We start from the raw sequence: 19,511 nt of genomic DNA, 5'->3' as shown, positions 1-19,511 counted from the left end.
CGTTACGCGTTCTTCTTGTCGTCGTCGGCGTCCGAGACTTCCTCGAACTCGGCGTCGACCACGCCGTCGTCAGCCGGAGCTTCCGAGGCGCCGTCTTCACCGGCGCCCTGCTGGGCGGCGTACATGGCCTCGCCCAGCTTCATCGAAGCCTGGGCCAGGGTGTTGGTCTTCTCGCGGATAGCCTCGGGGTCCGTGCCGTCCTTGGCCGACTTCAGGTCGTCCAGGGCCGACTGGATGGTCGCCTTGGTCGCGTCGTCGATCTTGTCGCCGTGTTCCGACAGGGCCTTCTCGGTCGAGTGGATCAGGCTGTCGGCGCCGTTGGCGGCCTCGACCAGATCCTTGCGGGCCTTGTCGGCCGCGGCGTTGGCCTCGGCTTCCTTGACCATCTTGTCGATGTCCGCGTCCGACAGGCCGCCGTTGGCCTGGATGCGGATCGACTGCTCCTTGTTGGTCGCCTTGTCCTTGGCGGTGACGTGGACGATGCCGTTGGCGTCGATGTCGAAGGCGACCTCGATCTGCGGCATGCCGCGCGGCGCCGGCGGAATGCCCATCAGGTCGAACTGACCCAGGACCTTGTTGTCGGCGGCCATCGGGCGCTCGCCCTGGAAGACGCGGATCGTCACGGCCGACTGGTTGTCGTCGGCGGTCGAGAAGACCTGGCTCTTCTTGGTCGGGATGGTGGTGTTGCGCTCGATCAGCGGGGTGAAGACGCCGCCCAAGGTTTCGATGCCCAGGGTCAGCGGGGTCACGTCCAGCAGCAGCACGTCCTTGACGTCGCCTTGCAGAACGCCGGCCTGAACGGCGGCGCCCAGGGCCACGACTTCGTCAGGGTTCACGCCCTTGTGCGGCTCCTTGCCGAAGAAGGCCTTCACGGCTTCCACGACCTTGGGCATGCGGGTCATGCCGCCGACCAGGACGACCTCGTCGATGTCGCCGGCCTTCAGACCGGCGTCGGCCAGGGCCTTCTTGCAGGGCTCGATCGTGCGCTGGATCAGGTCATCGACCAGGGCTTCCAGCTTGGCGCGCGACAGCTTGATGTTCAGGTGCAGCGGGCCCGAGGCGTTCATGGTGATGAAGGGCAGGTTGACCTCGTACTGCGACGTCGAGGACAGTTCCTTCTTGGCCTTCTCGGCCTCTTCCTTCAGGCGCTGCAGGGCCAGCTTGTCGGTCCGCAGATCGACGCCCTGCTCCTTCTTGAACTCGTCGGCCAGGTAGTCGACCAGACGCAGGTCGAAGTCCTCGCCGCCCAGGAAGGTGTCGCCGTTGGTCGACTTCACCTCGAAGACGCCGTCGCCGATCTCCAGGATCGAGACGTCGAAGGTGCCGCCGCCCAGGTCATAGACGGCGATCTTCTGACCGTCGTTCTTCTCCAGGCCATAGGCCAGGGCGGCCGCGGTCGGCTCGTTGATGATGCGCAGGACTTCCAGGCCGGCGATCTTGCCGGCGTCCTTGGTCGCCTGACGCTGGGCGTCGTTGAAGTAGGCCGGAACGGTGATGACGGCCTGGGTCACGGTCTCGCCGAGGTAGGCCTCCGCGGCCTCCTTCATCTTGCCGAGGGTGAAGGCCGAGACCTGTTGCGGCGAATAGTCCTTGCCGTGGGCGCGCACCCAGGCGTCGCCGTTCGGACCCTTGACGATCTCATAGGGCACCATGCCCTTGTCCTTGGCCACCACCGGGTCATCGAAATTGCGGCCGATCAGGCGCTTGATGGCGAAGAAGGTGTTGGTCGGGTTCGTGACCGCCTGGCGACGCGCAGGCTGGCCGACGAGCACTTCGCCGCTGTCCTGGATCGCCACGACCGACGGGGTCGTGCGGTTGCCTTCGGCGTTCTCGATGACCTTGGGGTTCTTGCCGTCCATGACGGCGACGCACGAGTTGGTCGTGCCGAGGTCGATGCCGATGATCTTGGCCATGAGCTTGTCTTTTCACTCCTTGCGGCGGGCGATGCGGCGGCCTTCGAAAAGCGCCGCGCGTGACCGCCCCCAGTTGGGCTGAAAGCCGTTCCGGTCGTCCGGTCAGGCGGGTTGGATGGTTGCGGTCGAAAGCCCCAGCAACTTCGGGGTTTCTTCCAGACTGGCCCGGATATGGGAAAGACCGCAGGGGCCGCAAGGGTTTCGTGCGGTTCAGGACGGATTCGGCGCCGTTTACCGCAATAGACCCTCTCCCGGCGGCTGAGAGCTCGAGCCTCCAAGCGAAGCCTGCACCTCGCCGTCACCCCGGACGGCCCGAAGGGACGATCCGGGGCCCAGTCGCTGGATCCGAGGACGACTCGGCGGAATGTTGGGTCCTGGGTGCCGGGTTCGCTTCGCGCCCCGGAATGACGGCAAGGATGGACGAGACGCTTCTCCCACTGAGGGATGGGTCTTAAACGGGGAATATGTCTCCACCTCGCGAAACCCCGACCGGCTTGCCCGGCTTTCGCCTGTGGCCGGGCGCGCTCGACGGGACGGCGCAAAAGGCCCTGCTGGATCAGGTGCTGGCGGCGGCTGAAACGGCTCCCTTCTATCGCCCCGTCACGCCCGGCGGGCGTCCCTTTTCGGTCGAGATGACGGGCATGGGGCCCCTGGCCTGGGTTTCGGACCGGGCGGGCTATCGCTATCAGCCGACCCACCCGGTCACCGGCCAGGCCTGGCCACCGATGCCGCAGGCCCTGCTCGACCTGTGGGACGCCCTGACCGGCTGGCCCGCCCCGCCCGACGCCTGCCTGGTCAACCTTTATCGCGGGGAGGCGAAGATGGGCCTGCATCAGGATCGCGACGAAGCCGACCTGAGCGCGCCGGTCCTGTCGGTGTCGCTGGGCGATACGGCGGTCTTCCGCATCGGCGCGGCCGAAGGCGGCAAGACCCACAGCCTGAAACTGGCGTCCGGCGACGTCTGCGCCCTGACCGGCCCGGCCCGCCTGGCGCGGCACGGGATCGACCGGTTGCTGGCGGGCTCGTCCAGGCTGGTCCCCGGCGGCGGGCGGATCAATCTGACGCTGAGACGGGCGCGCTGATCGGGACTCGACGGGGACGTCAAAGCCGGGCCACAGTCCCGGCCTCATTTGTGACGCAGCACCGGAGACCCGCGATGACCCTGATCACCCGGCCCGAGGGCCTGAGCGCCGACCAGATCGCCCCCAGCCGCCGCAGCCTGGGGGTCGCGGCCCTCGGCGGCGTGGCCTTCGCCGCCTACGCCCCCGCCGCCCTCAGCCAGACGGCCAGCCCGATCACCACCGACAGCGCCGGCCTGACCGCCCACACCGTCTCCTTTCCGGCTCCCGACGGCTTCGAACTGCCCGCCTATGTCGCGCGGCCCGAGGGCGACGGTCCCTTCCCTGTCGTCATCGTGGTGTCCGAGATCTTCGGCGTGCACGAATACATCCGCGACATCTGCCGCCGCCTGGCCAAGGCCGGTTACGCCGCCGTCGCCCCCGCCTTTTTCGTACGCAAGGAAGACCCGGCCCCGCTCAGCGACATGGCCGCCATCATGACCATCGTCGGGGCCGCCGGATACGAGCAGGTCATGGGCGACGTGGGCGCCACCCTGGAGTGGATCGGCCTGCAAGCCTGGGCCAAGTCCGACAAGGTCGGCATCACCGGCTACTGCTGGGGCGGCAAGGTGGTATGGCAGGCCTGCGCCCGCTTCCCGGCCCTCGACGCCGGAGTGGCCTGGTACGGCCGCCTGGCCCCCGCCGCCAACGCCACCGAGGCCCAGGCGACAGCGGGCCGCCCCTGGCCGGTCGATCTGGCCGCCGAGCTGAAGGCCCCGGTGCTGGGTCTCTACGGCGGACAGGACGGCGGCATCCCGGTCTCCAGCGTCGAGGCCATGCGCGCGGCCCTGACCTCTGCGGGCAAGACCGACAGTCAGATCATCCTCTACGACGACGCCCCACACGGCTTCCACGCCGACTACCGCGCCAGCTACCGCGAGGCGGATGCGCAGGATGGGTGGCGACGGCTGCTGGCGTTTTTCGAGCATCGGCTGAAACACTAAGGCTACCTAACCCGCTCATCCCCGCGGAGGCGGGGACCCAGTGAGAGCGCCAGTCGGAGACCTCACTCGTCAATCGAAGTGCTTGGAAGCCAAAACACTGGGTCCCCGCCTCCGCGGGGATGAGCGGAAATTGGAAGCGAACCGCCCCAAGCAAAAAAGGCCCGGAGCATCCGCCCCGGGCCTTTTTCATTCTCACTCGGCCGAGGCTCACGCCTTGGCGTCGAAATTCCCGCCGGTCGTATTGGCTTCCGAATAGGCGCCGCCCGCCGGGCCCGAGCCCTTGGCGGCGACCGCCACCATGGCGGCGCGCACGGTGCGGCCGAACAGGGCGTAGCCGGGCTGCAGGGTCTGGATCACCGTGCCGCCCGGCACGCTGTCCGAGGGCTGCTCCATCACGGCCTGATGCAGATGGGGGTCGAAGGCCTCGCCCGGCTCGGGCGCGACGCGGGTCAGACCGTTGGATTCAAAGGCCGACAGCAGGGATTTCTGAGTAAGCTCCAGGCCCGTGACCATGGCGGCGGCGGCGCTGTCGGTCTCGGCGCCTTCCAGCACCTTGGGCGCCGACAGCAGGCCGCGTTCCAGGGTGTCGGCCACGCTCAGCAGGTCCTTGGCGAAACGCTGGATGGCGTAGGCGCGGGCGTCGTTAGCCTGGCTCTCGGCGCGGCGCTTGGTGTTTTCGGCATCGGCCACGGCGCGCAGGGCGCGGTCCTTCCACTGGTCGCGCTCGGCGATCAGGGCGTCGACCACGGCCATGTCGCCGTCTTCGGCGGCTTCCTGTGCAGCATCGATGGCGGCCTCTCCCATGTCCTGCTCGAGTTGGTCCCGGGTCTCGTCGTTGATGTCGTTCACGTCTCTTGTCCGTCCAGAATCCGGCCCAGCACCCGGGCGGTATAGTCCACCAACGGGATGACACGGGCATAGTTCAGTCTTGCAGGGCCGATGACGCCGATGGCGCCCAGCATCCGCTGCCGACCCGTCATATAAGGCGCCGCGATCACAGCGGAACCCGAAAGCGAAAACAGGCGCGTTTCGGCGCCGATGAAGATGCGCACGCCCTGGGCCGCGCCGACGCCGTCGAGCAGGCCGATCAGCTGTTCCTTCTGCTCCAGATCGTCGAACAGGACACGCACCCGCTCCAGATCCTCGACCGCTTGCGCGTCCTGCAACAGGTTGGCGCGCCCACGCACGATCAAGGCCCGGTCGCGCTCGCCCCCGCCGGACCAGGCGGCCAGACCGTCCTCGACCAGACGGGCGGCGGCGGCGTCCAGCTCACGCCGGGCGGCGTCCAGTTCGGCGCTCATCTCGGTGCGGGCTTCGGCCAGGGGGCGGCCTTTCAGCCGGGCGTTGAGGAAGTTCGAGGCCTCGGACAGGGTCGAGGGGGTCACCCCCGCCGAGAGCGGCATCAGCCGGTTCTCGACCGTGCCGTCGTCCCCGACCAGAACCGCCAGGGCCTGGTCATGGCCCAGGGCCACGAACTCGACGTGCTTGACGCCTGCGTCGCGCACCGGACTGGCGACAATGCCCGCCCCGCCGGCCAGACCGGACAGGAGGTTGGTGGCGGCGTCCAGCGCCTCTTCGAAGTTGCGGCCCCCATGCTTGCCTGAAGCGGCTGCCAGCCGCGCGTCGATCTCGCGTCGCTCGTCCTGACCGATGTCGCCGACCTCCAGCAGGCCGTCGACGAACAGGCGCAGGCCCGCATGAGTCGGCACCCGCCCCGCCGAGGTGTGGGGCGAGGCCAGCAGGCCAGCCAGGGTCAGATCCTGCATGGTGTTGCGGATCGAGGCGGGCGACAGAGCCAGCCCGCCGCGCGAGATGGTGCGCGACCCGACCGGCTCGCCCGTCTCCAGATAGGTCTCGACGATGCGGCGGAAGATGTCGCGCGCGCGCGCGTCCAGCGTCCCCAGGCCAGCGGGGGCGCTTCCGAACGGCGACGGATGGGGGGCATACAGGCTCACGCTTTCAGGATAAGCACGCCCCACTCAGGTTCCAAGGAAATCCCATGCGCCCGTCTAAACGCACCCCCGAACAACTCCGCGCCGTCACGCTGGAGACCGGCGTCAACCGCTACGCCGAGGGCTCGTGCCTGGTCTCGTTCGGCCACACCAAGGTCCTGTGCACCGCCTCGGTCGAGGAAAAGGTCCCGGGCTGGATGCGCAACACCGGCCAGGGCTGGGTCACGGCCGAATACGGCATGCTGCCCCGCGCCACTCACACGCGTGGTCGTCGTGAAGCCGCCGCCGGCAAGCAGTCGGGCCGCACCCAGGAAATCCAGCGCCTGATCGGCCGCAGCCTGCGCGCCGTGGTCGATCTGAAAGCCCTGGGCGAGCGTCAGGTCCTGATCGACTGCGACGTCATCCAGGCCGACGGCGGCACCCGCACCGCCTCGATCACCGGCGCCTGGGTGGCCATGGCTGTGGCCCTGAACTACCTCAAGGACGAGGGCGTGCTGAAGGCCGATCCCATCATCGATCAGGTCGCCGCCGTGTCTTGCGGCATCTTCAACGACCTGCCGGTGCTGGACCTCGACTATGAGGAAGACTCCACCGCCGAGGCCGACAGCAACTTCGTCCTGACCGGCGCCGGCGGCATCGTCGAGATCCAGGCCACCGGCGAGAAGCGCGGCTTCTCGCGCCCCGAGTTCGACCGCCTGTTCGAACTGGCCGGCATCGGCTGCGCCGAACTGTTCGCCCTGCAACGGGCCGCCCTCGGCCGCTGATTATCGAGGACTAGGCCGCGAGGGCTGATCAAGGCATGGTGCGGTCTTCTGCGAACGGAGACTGCCTCATGCGCCCCGCCCTCGCCGCCTCGCTTCTGGCCCTGACGGCCGCCCTGCTGACCGGATGCGGCCAGCGTCAGTCCGCACCCGCCGAGACTCCGCCGCCCGCGGGCGTCAACACGCCGCTGTCGCAGGAACCGATCGACGCCGTGCCGCTCAAGGACGCGCCCGTTGCGCCGCCCAAACCCAAGACCGAAGCCAAGGTCGAGCCCAAGCCGGAAGCCGAGCCGGAGGCGCCCGCCGTCACGCCCGTCGGCGAACCCGGCTCCTGCCTGGCCGAGATCGGCGAGGCCCGGTCCAAACGTCTGGTCGAGCGCTGCATCGCCGTCAGCCCCGCCACCCGTCCGCCCTGCAACAGCGCCAACCCCTGCGACATGATCCAGGGCGAGATCGACCGATCCTGCGCCATGTACGGCCCGGATGAGACCAAGCCGAAGGAATGCGGGGCGTAACCTTCTCCCTCCCCTTCATGGGGAGGGTGGTCGCGCAGCGACCGGGTGGGGAGGGCCAGGCTGATTATCCGCAGCGTCTGACCTGCCGAAGCGCCCCACCCGTCTGGCGCTTCGCGCCAGCCACCCTCCCCACAAGGGGGAGGGAGAACCGGCGCTCAAACAGCCCGCGACCGCGTCGCGGGCGACGGCGCCCCAAAAAGAAAAAAGGCCCCGCCGTTTCCAGCGGGGCCCTCTCATCTCAAATCGTGAGGCCTAGTCGCGACGGCGACGGCCGCGATCGCCGCCGTTGCGGTCGCCCTTGGGACGGCCGCCGGTGTCTTCCGACAGCGGGGCTTCACCGCGTTCAGCGCGCTCGGCGTTGATCTTGTCGGTGATGTCTTCGCCGGTGGTCTGGTCGACGACCTTCATCGACAGCTTGGTCTTGCCGCGATCGTCGAAGCCCAGGAACTTGACCTTGACCTCCTGGCCTTCCGACAGGACGTCGGCCGGGTTGGCGACGCGTTCCAGAGCGATCTGGGACACGTGGACCAGACCGTCCTTGGCGCCGAAGAAGTTCACGAAGGCGCCGAAGTCGACGACCTTGACCACCTTGCCGGTGTAGATCGCGCCCATTTCCGGCTCGGCGGCGATGGAGTTGATCCAGTTCTTGGCGGCGTCGATCTTCTCCTGGTCGTTGGCGGCGACCTTGATGGTGCCGTCATCGCCGATGTCGATCTTGGCGCCCGTCTTCTCGACGATCTCGCGGATCACCTTGCCGCCCGAACCGATCACTTCACGGATCTTGTCGACCGGGATCTTGATGGTTTCGATCTTCGGAGCGTGCTCGCCCAGTTCGGCGCGCGGAGCGTCCATGGCCTTCGACATTTCGTCGAGGATGTGCAGACGACCGGCCGAAGCCTGGGTCAGGGCCTGCTCCATGATCTCCTTGGTGATGCCGGCGACCTTGATGTCCATCTGAAGGCTGGTGATGCCTTCCGAGGTGCCCGCGACCTTGAAGTCCATGTCGCCCAGGTGGTCTTCGTCACCCAGGATGTCCGACAGGATGGCGAACTCGCCCGACGGCTCCAGGATCAGACCCATGGCGATGCCCGAGACCGGACGAACCAGCGGCACGCCAGCGTCCATCAGGGCCAGCGACGAACCGCAGACCGTGGCCATCGAGGACGAGCCGTTGGACTCGGTGATCTCGGAGACCAGACGGATGGTGTAGGGGAAGTCTTCCTTGGTCGGCAGCATCGGACGGATCGCGCGCCAGGCCAGCTTGCCGTGACCGATTTCGCGACGGCCGGGCGAGCCCATGCGGCCGGCTTCACCCACCGAATAGGGGGGGAAGTTGTAGTGCAGCAGGAAGGACTCCTTGTAGGTGCCCTGCAGGCTGTCGATGTACTGCTCGTCCTCGCCGGTGCCGAGCGTGGCGACGACCAGGGCCTGGGTTTCACCGCGCGTGAACAGCGACGAACCGTGGGTGCGCGGCAGGACGCCGACTTCCGAAACGATGGCGCGGACCTTGTCCAGGGCGCGGCCGTCGACGCGGTGGGCGTTCTCGATGATGTCGCGACGCAGGACGTCGGCTTCGCATTCCTTGAAGGCGGCCGAGAACTTGGAGCTGTCAACGCCCTCGGGGTTCTCGTCGGTCTTCACCAGGGCGGCGGCGGCGGTCTTCTTGGCCGCATCGACGCCCGAACGGCGCTCATACTTGCCCGGGTGGGCGTAGGCGGCCTTGATGTCTTCGCCCACCAGCTTCTTGATCGAGGCGACGACGTCCGAGTGGTCCTCGGCCTGGAAGTCGAACGGCTCCTTGGCGGCGTGTTCGGCCAGGTCGATGATGGCGTCGATGACCGGCTGCATGCCCGCGTGCGCGAACATCAGAGCCTCGAGCATCTTCTCTTCCGACAGCTCCTTGGCTTCGGATTCAACCATCATCAGGGCGTCTTGCGTGCCGGCGACGACCAGGTCCAGAGCGCTTTCGCCCATCTGGTCGATGGCCGGGTTCAGCACCAGCTCGCCGTCGATCATGCCGACGCGGGCGGCGCCGATCGGACCCATGAAGGGCACGCCCGAGATGGTCAGAGCAGCCGAAGCGGCGACCATGCCCAGGACGTCCGGGTCGTTTTCCATGTCGTGCTGCAGCACGGTGATGACGACCTGGGTCTCGTTCTTGAAGCCCTTGACGAACAGGGGACGGATCGGACGGTCGATCAGGCGCGAGACCAGGGTCTCTTTTTCCGACGGACGGCCTTCACGCTTGAAGTAACCGCCCGGGATCTTGCCGGCGGCGAAGGTCTTTTCCTGGTAGTTGACGGTCAGCGGGAAGAAGTCCAGGCCCGGCTTGGGCTGGCGGCCATAGACGACGGTGGCCAGGACCACGGTCTCGCCGTAGGTCGCCAGAACGGCGCCGTCAGCCTGACGGGCGATGCGGCCGGTTTCCAGCGTCAGCGGGCGGCCGGCCCACTCGATCGTCTTGCGTTTGATATCGAACATTTTTCTTCTTTCGTCTCCCGCGGGCGTATTCCCGACGGGGGTGTGTGGAGCCTCGGGCTGTTCAGTCCCTCGGTCCCCGAAAACCCGGTCGCGCCATCGCGTCCGGGCGGATGGAGCAAGGACCGTCCTGGCCCTCGCGTCTGCGCCGTTAAAGACCTGCGGCGCGCAGGAAGCTCACTGGTCGAGCGTTTCTCGAGGCGAACCACTTCCGCTTCGACAAAGGGCTCTTAGGTGCGGAACGAGGCGCGGACGTGTCCGCCCGCGCCTCGAGAAATCTATCCGCTGCCGGTCGGCCGCCTTAGCGACGCAGGCCCAGCTTGGTGATCAGAGCGGTGTAACGCTCGCGATCGACCTTGATCAGGTGGTCAAGAAGACGACGACGCTGCGAGACCATCTTCAGAAGGCCGCGACGCGAGTGGTTGTCTTTCTTGTGGGTCTTGAAGTGCTCGGTCAGGTTGGCGATGCGTTCCGAAAGGATCGCGACCTGGACCTCGGCCGAGCCGGTGTCTGCAGCCGAACGAGCGTTGTCAGCGATGACTTCGCCCTTGCGTTGAGCCGTAATCGACATCGAGAGTCTCCATGTTGGAGCCCTGTCGCGCCGTCCGAAGACGAGCGCTAGGGGAGATTGAAAACACGGTCGGGTTCTAGCCGTCCGGCCCGCAGGGTGCAGAGCGCGACGAGCGTTTCTCCCGCGAAGGCCGACACCGTGCGCGAACCGGCGGAAAGCTGGCTCTTCAAGGTCTCGACCTGACGGGGGAGCAGAACGATCGGCCGTCCCTGCCTCAGCGAGAAGGCGTCCTGTTCCGTGACGGCCAGATCCGGGATGTCGTCCAGAGCGGTCGAAACGGGCAGCAAGCCTTCCAAGGCGGCGCCCTTATGCGCCAGATCGACGAGAAAATCCAGAGTGACGGCGTTCTCGGTCGAGAACGGCCCCACCCGCTCGCGCCGCAGGGCCGAAACATGCCCTTCGGCGCCCAGCATGGCGGCCAGGTCGCGCGCCAGCGAGCGGACATAGACGCCCTTGCCCGTCCGCATCGTGATCTCGACGTGGTCGGCGTCCGGGGCGTCGGTCACCGCCGCCTCATGGATCATGACCTTGCGGGCTTCCAGTTCGAACTCGGCGCCGTCGCGCGCCAGGTCATAGGCGCGCTCGCCGTTGACACGGATAGCCGAGAACTGGGGCGGGACCTGATCGATCTCGCCGACGAAGGCCGGCAGGGCCGCCTTCACCGCCTCGACCGAGGGCCGCACGTCCGAGCGGGCGATGATCTCGCCCTCGCGGTCGATGCTGTCGGTGGAAATGCCCCAGTGGATGGTGAAGCGATAGACCTTCTCGGCGTCCATCATGAAGGGCACGGTCTTGGTCGCCTCACCCAGGGCGATGGGCAGGATGCCCGAGGCCAGGGGATCCAGGGTCCCGGCGTGGCCCGCCTTCTGGGCGTCGAACAGGCGACGGATCTTGGTCACCGCCTCGGTCGAGCCCATCTCATAGGGCTTGTCCAGGCAGACCCAGCCGTTGACGATCTCGCCCTTCTTGCGACGCGCCATGGGTCAGTCTTCGTCCTGGTCTTCGGCGCGCGCCACGTCGGCGCGCACGCGCGGGTCGTCGAACAGACGGTCGATGTGGCTGGCCGCATCGAAGCTTTCGTCATGACGGAAGCGCAGATCCGGGGTGAACTTCATGTCGATGTGGCGGCCCAGCTGGCCGCGCAGGAATTTGGCGTGGGCGTTCAGCGCCTTGATGATCTCGCTCTCGTGGCCCGCGGTCACGGCGGCCTCGACGCCCGCGCCCAGGGGTTCTACGAAACAGGTGGCGTGCTTCAGGTCCGGCGACAGCCGCACCTCGGTCACGGTGATCGACACGCCCAGCAGGGCCTCGTCGTGAATTTCCTGTTCGCGCAGCACGTCGACAAGGGCGTGACGGATCAGTTCGCCGGCGCGCAGCTGGCGCTGCGACGGACCCTGAGGTCCGGTGGCGTTGCGGGTATGTTGCTTGCGGCTCATGGCGCGCCTCCTGGGTCGCTCGCCGGGGATCGGACGCCGGCTGAAAAAGCGAAGGGCGCGGTCTAGTCGCGGACGGGCTCCAAGTCCAGCTTGGCGGCGCCCTGCTCCGCGCGGACCGCCGTCCGCATCACCTCGCCCGAGGTCACGGCGCGGAAAGGCCGAACCGGCAGGCCCCCGGCCGACAGCAGCTCCGCCGTCCAGTGGTTGCACAGGTGGCCGATCCAGAAGGTCTCGCGGCTGACGAAAAAGCGGGCGTCGTCGCCGGGCCGCGCCGCCGCCAGGATCGGACACCCGGCCGCGTCGGTCGCCAGCGACGCCTGGACCCGCGCCCGCAGCGCCGCCATGCCCGCCCGGGACAGCCGCAGCGCCTGTCGATCCTCGGCCCGGAACCGCCGCGTCGGATCGCGCGCCTCGGGGTCCAGCATGACGACCGAGGCGTTGCCCGGCCGGAAGAAGGCCCGCGCCCCGTCGGCCAGTCGCCCCGGGATCGGGCTCTGATCGACATAGAAGGTCGCATCGCCCCAGCCGACCAGCACCCAGTCGCCGGGGGCCAGCCCCGCCGTCGCCTCGGCCAGCGGTCCGCCCCCGTCCATCAGGGCCGCGCGCGGCACGGCCAGGTCGGTGTGAAAGCCGTTGTCGAGCAGATAGACGGTCACGCCCGGCTCGCCCGGCGCCGCAGGGAAAAGAGCCGGATCGCCGGATCGGGTCAGGGTCCACAGGGCGGCGAGCAGGCCGATCAGGGCCGCGATCAGAAACCGCCCGAGCGCCTCCATCCGGGCCTCAGCCCGGACCGTAGGCCACGGGGGCGTCCCGCGCCGGGCTGGCGCCCTGCTGCGTCGCCCATTCGCCGCGATAGTCGTAGTTCAGCTGAACGCAGTGGCGGTACTGGCCGTCGCTCCAACGGCCGACGGCGTGCATGGTCATGGGACGCCCCGCCTTGACCCGGCCCACCACGACCCAGCTCTCGTCGGAGCCGGGGCAGAGGGCGCGCGACAGACCCCGCCCGTCGCCTTCCTGGACGATGGCGTAGACTCCGCTCTCGCTCGCCCCCGCCGGCAGGGCGCGGCGCACGGCGTCGGGCCCGCCCGGCGTGAAACGGGCCGAACCGCGCGAGGTGCTGGAGAAGAGGTTGCGCACCGCCACGGCGCCGAACAGGCCGCGCTCGACTTCCAGGGTCACGCCGCGCGTCAGGGCCTGGGTCGTGCGGTCGCGTGCGTCGAAGGCCAGGAAGCGGGTGTCGGCCATGGCCGGTCCCGCCGCCGCGGAGGCGGTCAGAAGAAGCGAAATCAGGATGTGGCGACGCATGGCGACCCCGTCGATGGACACCCCCCCCGGCGACCGGCGGACCGTAACGGCATCGGCCGCCGCCGTGAACCCTCGGCCCGAAAAGACAAGGGGCGCGGTCCCTTTCGAAACCGCGCCCCTGAGGCCTTCGTCAGTCCGGCGAACCCTAGTCCAGGGTGCGCTTGACCTCTTCGACGGTGAAGCACTCGATGTAGTCGCCTTCCTTGATGTCCTGGAAGCCCTGGAACTGCATGCCGCACTCCTGGCCCGAGGGCACCTCGTTGACCTCGTCCTTGAAGCGCTTGAGCGTGTTGAGCACGCCCAGTTCCAGCACCACCACGTCGTCGCGGATGATGCGGACGCGCGCGCCCTTGCGGACCACGCCTTCCGACACCCGGCAGCCGGCGATCTTGCCGACCTTGGTGATGTCGAAGACCTGCAGCACCTTGGCGTTGCCGAGGAAGGTTTCGCGCTGGAGCGGCGCCAGCATGCCCGAGAGCACGCCCTTCATGTCGTCCAGCAGGTCGTAGATGATCGAGTAGTAGCGGATCTCGACGCCTTCGCGGTCGGCCAGTTCGCGCGCCTGCTTGGACGCACGGACATTGAAGCCGAGGATCGGCGCCCCGGCCGACTTGGCCAGGTTGACGTCGCTCTCGGTGATGCCGCCGGCGCCCGAATAGACGACGCGTGCACGCACCTCGTCGTTGCCCATCTTCTCCAGCGAGGCCGAGATGGCTTCGCCCGAGCCCTGGACGTCGGACTTGATGACGACCGGCAGCTCATTGATCTTCTTCGATCCGAGCTTGGCCATCATGTCGGCCAGCGACAGGCTGCCGCCCGAGACCTGGCTCTTCTCACGCTTCACGCGCTCACGGTATTCCGTCAGCTCGCGGGCGCGGGCCTCGCTCTCCACCACGGCGAAGACGTCGCCCGGCGAGGGCGCTTCCGACAGGCCGAGGATCTCGACCGGGACGGAAGGACCGGCTTCGGTCAGCTGAGCATTGCGTTCGTCCAGCAGGGCGCGGGCCTTGCCCCAGGCGGAGCCGGCCACGACGATGTCGCCGCGCTTCAGCGTGCCGCGCTTGACCAGGACGGTGGCGACCGGGCCGCGGCCCTTGTCCAGCTTGGCCTCGATGACCACGCCTTCGGCCGAACGGTCCGGGTTGGCGCGCAGGTCCATGACCTCGGCCTGCAGCAGGATGGCGTTGATCAGGCCGTCGAGGTTGATGCGGTTCTTGGCCGACACCTCGATGATCTGGGTGTCGCCGCCCAGGCTTTCGGCGATGACTTCGTGCTGCAGCAGCTCGTTGACCACCTTCTGCGAGTTGGCGTCCGGCTTGTCGATCTTGTTGACCGCGACGATCAGGGGCGCGTTGGCGGCCTTGGCGTGACGGATGGCTTCGATCGTCTGCGGCATGACGCCGTCGTCGGCGGCCACGACCAGGACCACGATGTCGGTGACGTTGGCGCCGCGCGCCCGCATCGCCGAGAAGGCGGCGTGGCCCGGGGTGTCCAGGAAGGTGACCCGCTGGCCGTCTTCCAGGCGCACCTGATAGGCGCCGATGTGCTGGGTGATGCCGCCGGCTTCGCCGCCGGCCACGTCGGTCGTGCGCAGAGCGTCCAGCAGCGAGGTCTTGCCGTGGTCGACGTGGCCCATGATGGCCACGACCGGGGCGCGCAGGGTGGTGGCGCCTTCGTCGTCGGCCTCGGCGATGAAGCCTTCCTCGACGTCGGATTCCGACACGCGCTTGACGGCCATGCCGAACTCTTCGGCCACCAGTTCGGCGGTGTCGGAGTCGATCACGTCGTTGATCTTCATCATCATGCCCTGACGCATCAGGAACTTGATGATGTCCACGCCGCGGACGGCCATCCGGTTGGACAGCTCCTGCACGGTGATGACGTCGGGAATGACGACTTCACGCGGCCGGTTCGGCGCATCGGTCGATCCGCCCTTGCGCTTTTCCTTCTCGCGTTCGCGGGCCCGGCGGACCGAGGCCAGCGAGCGCATGCGCTCGGCGGTGTCGCCGTCGCCGGCGACCGACTGGATGGTCAGACGGCCTTCGCGGCGCTTGGGTTCGCCGCGCGTGCGGCTGACGGCCTTGCCGGCGTCCGAGAAGCGCTTGTCGCGGTCGTCCTCGGGACGGACCGGACGGCCGAAGCCGGCGCCGGGCGCGCGGCTGGGACGGGCCACATCGGGCGTCGCCGGCGGCTGGTTCGGGGTCGGGCGGCCGCCGGGGCCGGTGCGGGCCGCGCCGGGTCGGGCGGCGCCGGGCGCCGGTTTCGGGTTAAGGGCTGAATAGCGGACGGTCTGGCTGGCGGCCGGACGGGCGCCCTGCGGACGATCGCCTTGCGGGCGGCCGCCTTGCGGACGGTCCGAGGCCTGCGGACGATCGGACTGCGGGCGATCGCCGTCGCCCATGGCCTGCTCGCGGGCCGAGCGGCCGCCGAAGGCGGGACGCTCGATCGGCGCGCGGCCGGTCGGGATCTTGGGCGCGCGCTGGCCGAAGTTGACCACCGGGCGCGCGGGCGCGGCCGGACGAGCCGGAGCGGCGGGCGCGGCCGGAGCCGGAGCCGGCGCGGGCGTCGGCGCCGGCACGATCGGCTTGGGCAGTTCGATCTTGGGCTTGGCCGGGGCGGCCGGCGGCGCGGCGGCCGTCAGCTTGGCGGCTTCGGCGCGGGCGGCGTCGGCCGCGGCCTTGGCGGCGGCGGCTTCGGCGCGAGCGGCTTCAGCGGCCTTCTCGGCGGCGGCGGCCTGATCGCGCTGGGCGGCTTCGCGGGCGGCCTTTTCAGCCACGGCGGCGCGTTCACGCTCGGCCTGGGCCTGGGTGGCCAGGGCGATGGCGCGGCGACGCGCTTCCTGCTCCTCGACCGACAGGCCTCCGCCGGCCGGACGCGGCGCATTGGCGCGCGGCGATTGCGGCGCACCCTGCTCGGCGCGCGGACGCGACACGTCGAAGCCCTGCGGACGCTGATGTCCGGGCGCGGCGCCGGCGCGGCGCTTCGTCTCGACGACCACGGTCTTGGACCGTCCATGGCTGAAGCTCTGCTTCACGGTGCCGGTCGAGACCGATCCGGCCGTCCGCGGCTTCAGGCTCAGCGGAGCGCGCGGCCCCGTTTGAGAAGGCGCGTTGGCAGGGGTCTTACCGTCTTCGGTCTTGTCGTTTTCGTCGCTCATCCGGTCGCTTTACTCGGGGCGGAGAATTCCGCCATCGTCTCGTCAAACACCCATAGCCGGGCGTGGTCCCGCTTCCTGATCAGGAAACAGGTCCTCGCCCGCCAAAAGCCTCAGGCTCTCGTTCCAGGGTCTCGCCCCGGTCGTCCTCGGCGCCGTCGCCGGGACCGTCCCGGCGCCAGCTCTCTGGACGCAGAGGCCGAAATCCCGCCAGCCGCTCGACCTCAAGGGTCCAACGATCGGCTCGCCCGCCTTGCAGCAGGACGGCGTGTATCGCATTTTCCAGCCCAAGGGCCAAACTCAAATCGTCCGCGCTGAATGCGCCGCAGATTTTGGGCGCCGGGGACGGATGTTTCGCCAGGGCCAGAAGCTTGCCTCGACCGTCAGCGGAACCGTCCGCCGCCTCGATGACCCAAGCCGCTCGCCCGCCGCGAATGGCGGCGGCGCTCTTTTCGAAGCCAGAGATAAGCACGCCTTCGCGCCGGGCAAGACCCAGTTGGTCCAGACAGCGTCGAACCAGCAGCTTTTCGACCAGATCGGCCAGGTCCGGCGCGGGTTTCAGCGGCGCCTTGGCCGACCGCGCGAACAGGTTCTTCTTCACAGCCGTCTCGACCGAAGCCCGCGAGGCTTCGACCCAGAGACCCCGGCCCGGCAGCTTGCGCGCCAGGTCGGGCGCGACCGAGCCGTCCGGCGCCGGCACGAAGCGGATCAGGCGAGATTCATCGAGAACCTGGCGGGTCACCAGGTCCTGACGGTCTCTATCGATCAGCGCCTCGTTCGGGGTCATGGACGGCTGCGGCTCCCATCAGTCTTGCGACGGCTCGAGGTCTTCAGCGATGACCTCCGCATCAGCATCAACGGCTTCAACCTCGTATTCGGCGCCCTCTTCGCCGGCCTCGGCGAAAATTTCTTCCTCATACTCGGGCTCTTCGACCTGCGGCAGCTCCGAGGCGTCGATCCAGCCGGCGGCCACGCGGGCCTGCAGGATCAGCAGCTCGGCGTCCTGTTGCGACAGGTTGAAGCTCTCCAGCACGCCGGCGACCTTCACGCGCTCGCCGTTGCGGACTTCATAACCGCCGCGGATTTCGTCGGTGGCCAGGTCGGCCAGGTCCTCGACCGTCTTCACCCCGCCTTCGCCCAGGGCGACGGCGATGGCGCCGGTCACGCCCGGCACGTCCAGCACGGCATCCTCGACGCCGAGAGCGACGCGCTTGGCGTCCAGCTCAGCAGCCTTGCGGTCCAGGAATTCGCGGGCCCGGGTCTGCAGCTCCTCGGCGGTCTCCTCGTCGAAGCCTTCGATCTCGGCGACTTCGTAGGATTCCACGAAGGCCAGGTCTTCGATGGTGGCGAAGCCTTCGGTGACCAGAAGCTGGGCGATGGTCTCGTCGACGTCCAGGGCTTCCTGGAACAGGGCGGTCCGCTCGGCGAACTCCTTCTGGCGACGCTCGCTGTCCTGCGACTCGGTGATGATGTCGATCTGCCAGCCGGTCAGCTGTGAAGCCAGGCGCACGTTCTGGCCGCGACGGCCGATGGCCAGCGACAGCTGCTCGTCCGGCACCACGACTTCGACGCGGTCAGCCTCTTCATCCATGACCACCTTGGCCACTTCGGCCGGGGCCAGGGCGTTGACGATGAAGGTGGGCTCGTCGTCGTTCCACTGAATGATGTCGATCTTCTCGCCCTGCAGTTCGGCGACGACCGCCTGAACGCGCGAGCCGCGCATGCCGACGCAGGCGCCGACGGGGTCGATCGAGCTGTCGTTCGACAGGACGGCCATCTTGGCGCGCGAACCGGCGTCGCGGGCGGCGGCGCGGATCTCGATCACGCCGTCATAGACTTCCGGCACTTCCTGGGCGAACAGCTTGGCCATGAAGCCGGGGTGGGCGCGCGACAGCATGACCTGCGGCCCCTTGGCCTCGGGACGAACGTCGTAGATGTAGGTGCGGACGCGGTCGCCGACGTTGAACACCTCGCGCGGGATCGACTGGTCGCGGCGCATGATGCCTTCGCCACGGCCCAGGTCGACGATGGTGTTGCCGTATTCGACGCGCTTGACCGTGCCGTTGACGATCTCGCCGACGCGATCCTTGAACTCTTCGTACTGGTTGGCGCGCTCGGCCTCGCGGACCTTGCCGGTCACGACCTGGCGAGCCATCTGGGTCTGGACGCGGCCGAACTCGAACGGCGGCAGGACCTCGACGTATTCCTTGCCGACCTCGGCTTCCGGGTCGCGCTTGGAGGCGTCGCGCAGACGCACCATGGCGCTGTCGTTGAACTCTTCCAGTTCGTCTTCCGGCTGCCAGTCGTCCGGCACGATGGTGACGTGGCGGGTCAGCGACAGTTCGCCGGTCTTGTGGTCGATCTTGGCGCGGATGTCGTGATGGGCGCCGTAGCGCGACTTGGCGCCCTTCTGGATCGCCTCCTCGATCGCCTCGATGACGATTTCCTTGTCGATGTTCTTCTCACGCGCGACGGCGTCGGCGATCGAGAGCAGTTCGAGACGGTTGGCGGAAATACCGGTGACGGCCATCAGGCTTTGTCCTTGGTCGAGGTCGGGGTGGTTTGTTCGTCTTCAGCCGCACCTTCCGGCAGGCCGTCGTCTTCGGGTTCGCCGCGCGCCGCGCGCAGGGCCGCGCCCCGCTTCAGCAGTTCGTCGGTGAGCACCAGCTTGGCGTCCGCAATCCATTCGAAGGGGATCAGGGCCGTGTCCTCCTCGCCGTCCAGATCGATGGCGACGTTGTCGCCCTCGATCCCGGCCAGGATTCCCTTGAAGCGCTTGCGCCCCTCGACCATGCGGTCGGTTTCCAAGCGGGCCTCATAGCCTTCGAACAGGTCGAAATCGATCAGGCGGGTCAGCGGGCGGTCGATGCCGGGCGACGAGACCTCCAGCAGGTACTCGCCCGAGATCGGATCGGCGGCGTCGAACACTTCCGACACGGCGCGCGACAGGCGGGCGCATTCCTCGACCGAGATGTCATTGTCGATCACGCGCTCGGCCATGATCTGCAGACGGCGACGCAGGGTGCCGCCCATCAGGCGCACGCGCACGACGGCCAGCCCCAGGCTCTCGGCCACGGGGTCGATCATCTCCAGCAGGGCGCGGTCTTCAGCGGTCTTGGCGCGCAAGGGTCAGGTCCAAATACAAAAGCGGCGGTCCGTCCGGGCCGCCGCTTGAAACGACGCCGTTGGACGCCGGTCTAACGATGTGAGCGGTCATATAGGCGAAAGCGGGGGCCGTGTCAGCCCCCGCCGTCGTCGCAAAGGTTCAGAACTCCTCCCAGCCGTCTGAGACCACCACCAGAGACGGCTTGCGGGCGCCGCTGCGCAGGGCGGCCACCGTCTGGGCCACCGGCTGCGGAGCGCG

The 19,511-nt window shown here is 68.4% G+C and carries 17 protein-coding genes; 4 read left to right on the top strand and 13 right to left on the bottom strand.

Going from position 1 to position 19,511, the window contains the following annotated elements; genetic code table 11:
* Positions 1-2: 2 nt before the first annotated feature.
* Positions 3-1,913 (bottom strand): molecular chaperone DnaK, encoded by a 1,911-nt coding sequence (dnaK, locus tag B3K53_RS12135; RefSeq protein ID WP_292084631.1) that lies wholly within the window; start codon positions 1,911-1,913, stop codon positions 3-5.
* Positions 1,914-2,377: 464 nt separating this feature from the next.
* On the opposite strand from dnaK, the gene B3K53_RS12130 reads away from it, so the two are divergent.
* Entirely contained in the window at positions 2,378-2,995 is a 618-nt protein-coding gene (locus B3K53_RS12130; protein WP_292084629.1) for an alpha-ketoglutarate-dependent dioxygenase AlkB family protein, read from the top strand.
* A 74-nt stretch (positions 2,996-3,069) separates the two neighbouring features.
* The gene (locus B3K53_RS12125) at positions 3,070-3,975 is read left to right on the top strand and encodes a dienelactone hydrolase family protein (protein ID WP_292084628.1); all 906 of its coding nucleotides are present in this window, start codon (positions 3,070-3,072) and stop codon (positions 3,973-3,975) included.
* A 207-nt stretch (positions 3,976-4,182) separates the two neighbouring features.
* Here the strand turns inward: B3K53_RS12125 and grpE are convergent, their stop codons facing one another.
* Positions 4,183-4,779 (bottom strand): nucleotide exchange factor GrpE, encoded by a 597-nt coding sequence (gene grpE / locus B3K53_RS12120; protein WP_409515802.1) that lies wholly within the window; start codon positions 4,777-4,779, stop codon positions 4,183-4,185.
* A gap of 41 nt (positions 4,780-4,820) precedes the next feature.
* Complete coding sequence (hrcA, locus tag B3K53_RS12115) at positions 4,821-5,924, bottom strand: heat-inducible transcriptional repressor HrcA (RefSeq protein ID WP_409515803.1); 1,104 nt, start codon at positions 5,922-5,924, stop codon at positions 4,821-4,823.
* Between the two features lie 50 nt (positions 5,925-5,974).
* Between hrcA and rph the strand changes: the two genes are divergently transcribed.
* Together rph and B3K53_RS12105 are read left to right on the top strand one after the other, a co-directional pair.
* The gene (rph, locus tag B3K53_RS12110) at positions 5,975-6,691 is read left to right on the top strand and encodes a ribonuclease PH (protein ID WP_292084625.1); all 717 of its coding nucleotides are present in this window, start codon (positions 5,975-5,977) and stop codon (positions 6,689-6,691) included.
* A 68-nt stretch (positions 6,692-6,759) separates the two neighbouring features.
* Positions 6,760-7,203, top strand: coding sequence for a hypothetical protein (locus tag B3K53_RS12105; protein ID WP_292084624.1), 444 nt, complete (start codon positions 6,760-6,762; stop codon positions 7,201-7,203).
* Between the two features lie 252 nt (positions 7,204-7,455).
* Here B3K53_RS12105 and pnp read toward each other — a convergent pair whose 3' ends face one another.
* The 10 genes from pnp to rimP form a co-directional block, all read right to left on the bottom strand.
* The gene (gene pnp, locus B3K53_RS12100) at positions 7,456-9,684 is read right to left on the bottom strand and encodes a polyribonucleotide nucleotidyltransferase (protein ID WP_292084623.1); all 2,229 of its coding nucleotides are present in this window, start codon (positions 9,682-9,684) and stop codon (positions 7,456-7,458) included.
* Between the two features lie 298 nt (positions 9,685-9,982).
* Complete coding sequence (gene rpsO, locus B3K53_RS12095; protein ID WP_292084621.1) at positions 9,983-10,252, bottom strand: 30S ribosomal protein S15; 270 nt, start codon at positions 10,250-10,252, stop codon at positions 9,983-9,985.
* Between the two features lie 47 nt (positions 10,253-10,299).
* Complete coding sequence (gene truB, locus B3K53_RS12090; RefSeq protein ID WP_292084620.1) at positions 10,300-11,232, bottom strand: tRNA pseudouridine(55) synthase TruB; 933 nt, start codon at positions 11,230-11,232, stop codon at positions 10,300-10,302.
* Positions 11,233-11,235: 3 nt separating this feature from the next.
* On the bottom strand, positions 11,236-11,688 hold the full coding sequence (gene rbfA, locus B3K53_RS12085) for a 30S ribosome-binding factor RbfA (protein WP_292084618.1): 453 nt from the start codon (positions 11,686-11,688) through the stop codon (positions 11,236-11,238).
* Between the two features lie 62 nt (positions 11,689-11,750).
* Positions 11,751-12,461, bottom strand: a complete 711-nt coding sequence (locus tag B3K53_RS12080; RefSeq protein ID WP_292084617.1) for a DUF2459 domain-containing protein — start codon at positions 12,459-12,461, stop codon at positions 11,751-11,753.
* 7 nt (positions 12,462-12,468) lie between these two features.
* Positions 12,469-12,993, bottom strand: a complete 525-nt coding sequence (locus tag B3K53_RS12075; RefSeq protein ID WP_292084615.1) for a hypothetical protein — start codon at positions 12,991-12,993, stop codon at positions 12,469-12,471.
* Between the two features lie 145 nt (positions 12,994-13,138).
* A complete protein-coding gene (infB, locus tag B3K53_RS12070) occupies positions 13,139-16,150 on the bottom strand; it encodes a translation initiation factor IF-2 (protein ID WP_292084613.1) in 3,012 nt (1,003 codons plus the stop codon).
* Positions 16,151-16,229: 79 nt separating this feature from the next.
* Complete coding sequence (locus B3K53_RS12065; protein WP_292084611.1) at positions 16,230-16,934, bottom strand: RNA-binding protein; 705 nt, start codon at positions 16,932-16,934, stop codon at positions 16,230-16,232.
* Positions 16,935-16,952: 18 nt separating this feature from the next.
* The gene (gene nusA, locus B3K53_RS12060; protein WP_292084609.1) at positions 16,953-18,677 is read right to left on the bottom strand and encodes a transcription termination factor NusA; all 1,725 of its coding nucleotides are present in this window, start codon (positions 18,675-18,677) and stop codon (positions 16,953-16,955) included.
* The gene (gene rimP, locus B3K53_RS12055; protein WP_292084608.1) at positions 18,677-19,273 is read right to left on the bottom strand and encodes a ribosome maturation factor RimP; all 597 of its coding nucleotides are present in this window, start codon (positions 19,271-19,273) and stop codon (positions 18,677-18,679) included. The genes nusA and rimP overlap by 1 nt, the downstream gene beginning before the upstream one ends.
* Positions 19,274-19,511 lie beyond the last annotated feature (238 nt).

Source organism: Brevundimonas sp. UBA7506 (assembly GCF_002479495.1).
Lineage (GTDB): Bacteria > Pseudomonadota > Alphaproteobacteria > Caulobacterales > Caulobacteraceae > Brevundimonas.
Note: the sequence above shows the minus strand (reverse complement) of the source record. Positions and strands in the feature narration are given on the sequence as shown.

Coding starts and splice junctions, on each gene's coding strand:
- dnaK (WP_292084631.1), bottom strand. CDS start 1,913: ATGGCCAAGATCATCGGCATCGACCTCGGCACGACCAACTCGTGCGTC.
- B3K53_RS12130 (WP_292084629.1), top strand. CDS start 2,378: ATGTCTCCACCTCGCGAAACCCCGACCGGCTTGCCCGGCTTTCGCCTG.
- B3K53_RS12125 (WP_292084628.1), top strand. CDS start 3,070: ATGACCCTGATCACCCGGCCCGAGGGCCTGAGCGCCGACCAGATCGCC.
- grpE (WP_409515802.1), bottom strand. CDS start 4,779: ATGGGAGAGGCCGCCATCGATGCTGCACAGGAAGCCGCCGAAGACGGC.
- rph (WP_292084625.1), top strand. CDS start 5,975: ATGCGCCCGTCTAAACGCACCCCCGAACAACTCCGCGCCGTCACGCTG.
- B3K53_RS12105 (WP_292084624.1), top strand. CDS start 6,760: ATGCGCCCCGCCCTCGCCGCCTCGCTTCTGGCCCTGACGGCCGCCCTG.
- pnp (WP_292084623.1), bottom strand. CDS start 9,684: ATGTTCGATATCAAACGCAAGACGATCGAGTGGGCCGGCCGCCCGCTG.
- rpsO (WP_292084621.1), bottom strand. CDS start 10,252: ATGTCGATTACGGCTCAACGCAAGGGCGAAGTCATCGCTGACAACGCT.
- truB (WP_292084620.1), bottom strand. CDS start 11,232: ATGGCGCGTCGCAAGAAGGGCGAGATCGTCAACGGCTGGGTCTGCCTG.
- rbfA (WP_292084618.1), bottom strand. CDS start 11,688: ATGAGCCGCAAGCAACATACCCGCAACGCCACCGGACCTCAGGGTCCG.
- B3K53_RS12080 (WP_292084617.1), bottom strand. CDS start 12,461: ATGGAGGCGCTCGGGCGGTTTCTGATCGCGGCCCTGATCGGCCTGCTC.
- B3K53_RS12075 (WP_292084615.1), bottom strand. CDS start 12,993: ATGCGTCGCCACATCCTGATTTCGCTTCTTCTGACCGCCTCCGCGGCG.
- infB (WP_292084613.1), bottom strand. CDS start 16,150: ATGAGCGACGAAAACGACAAGACCGAAGACGGTAAGACCCCTGCCAAC.
- B3K53_RS12065 (WP_292084611.1), bottom strand. CDS start 16,934: ATGACCCCGAACGAGGCGCTGATCGATAGAGACCGTCAGGACCTGGTG.
- nusA (WP_292084609.1), bottom strand. CDS start 18,677: ATGGCCGTCACCGGTATTTCCGCCAACCGTCTCGAACTGCTCTCGATC.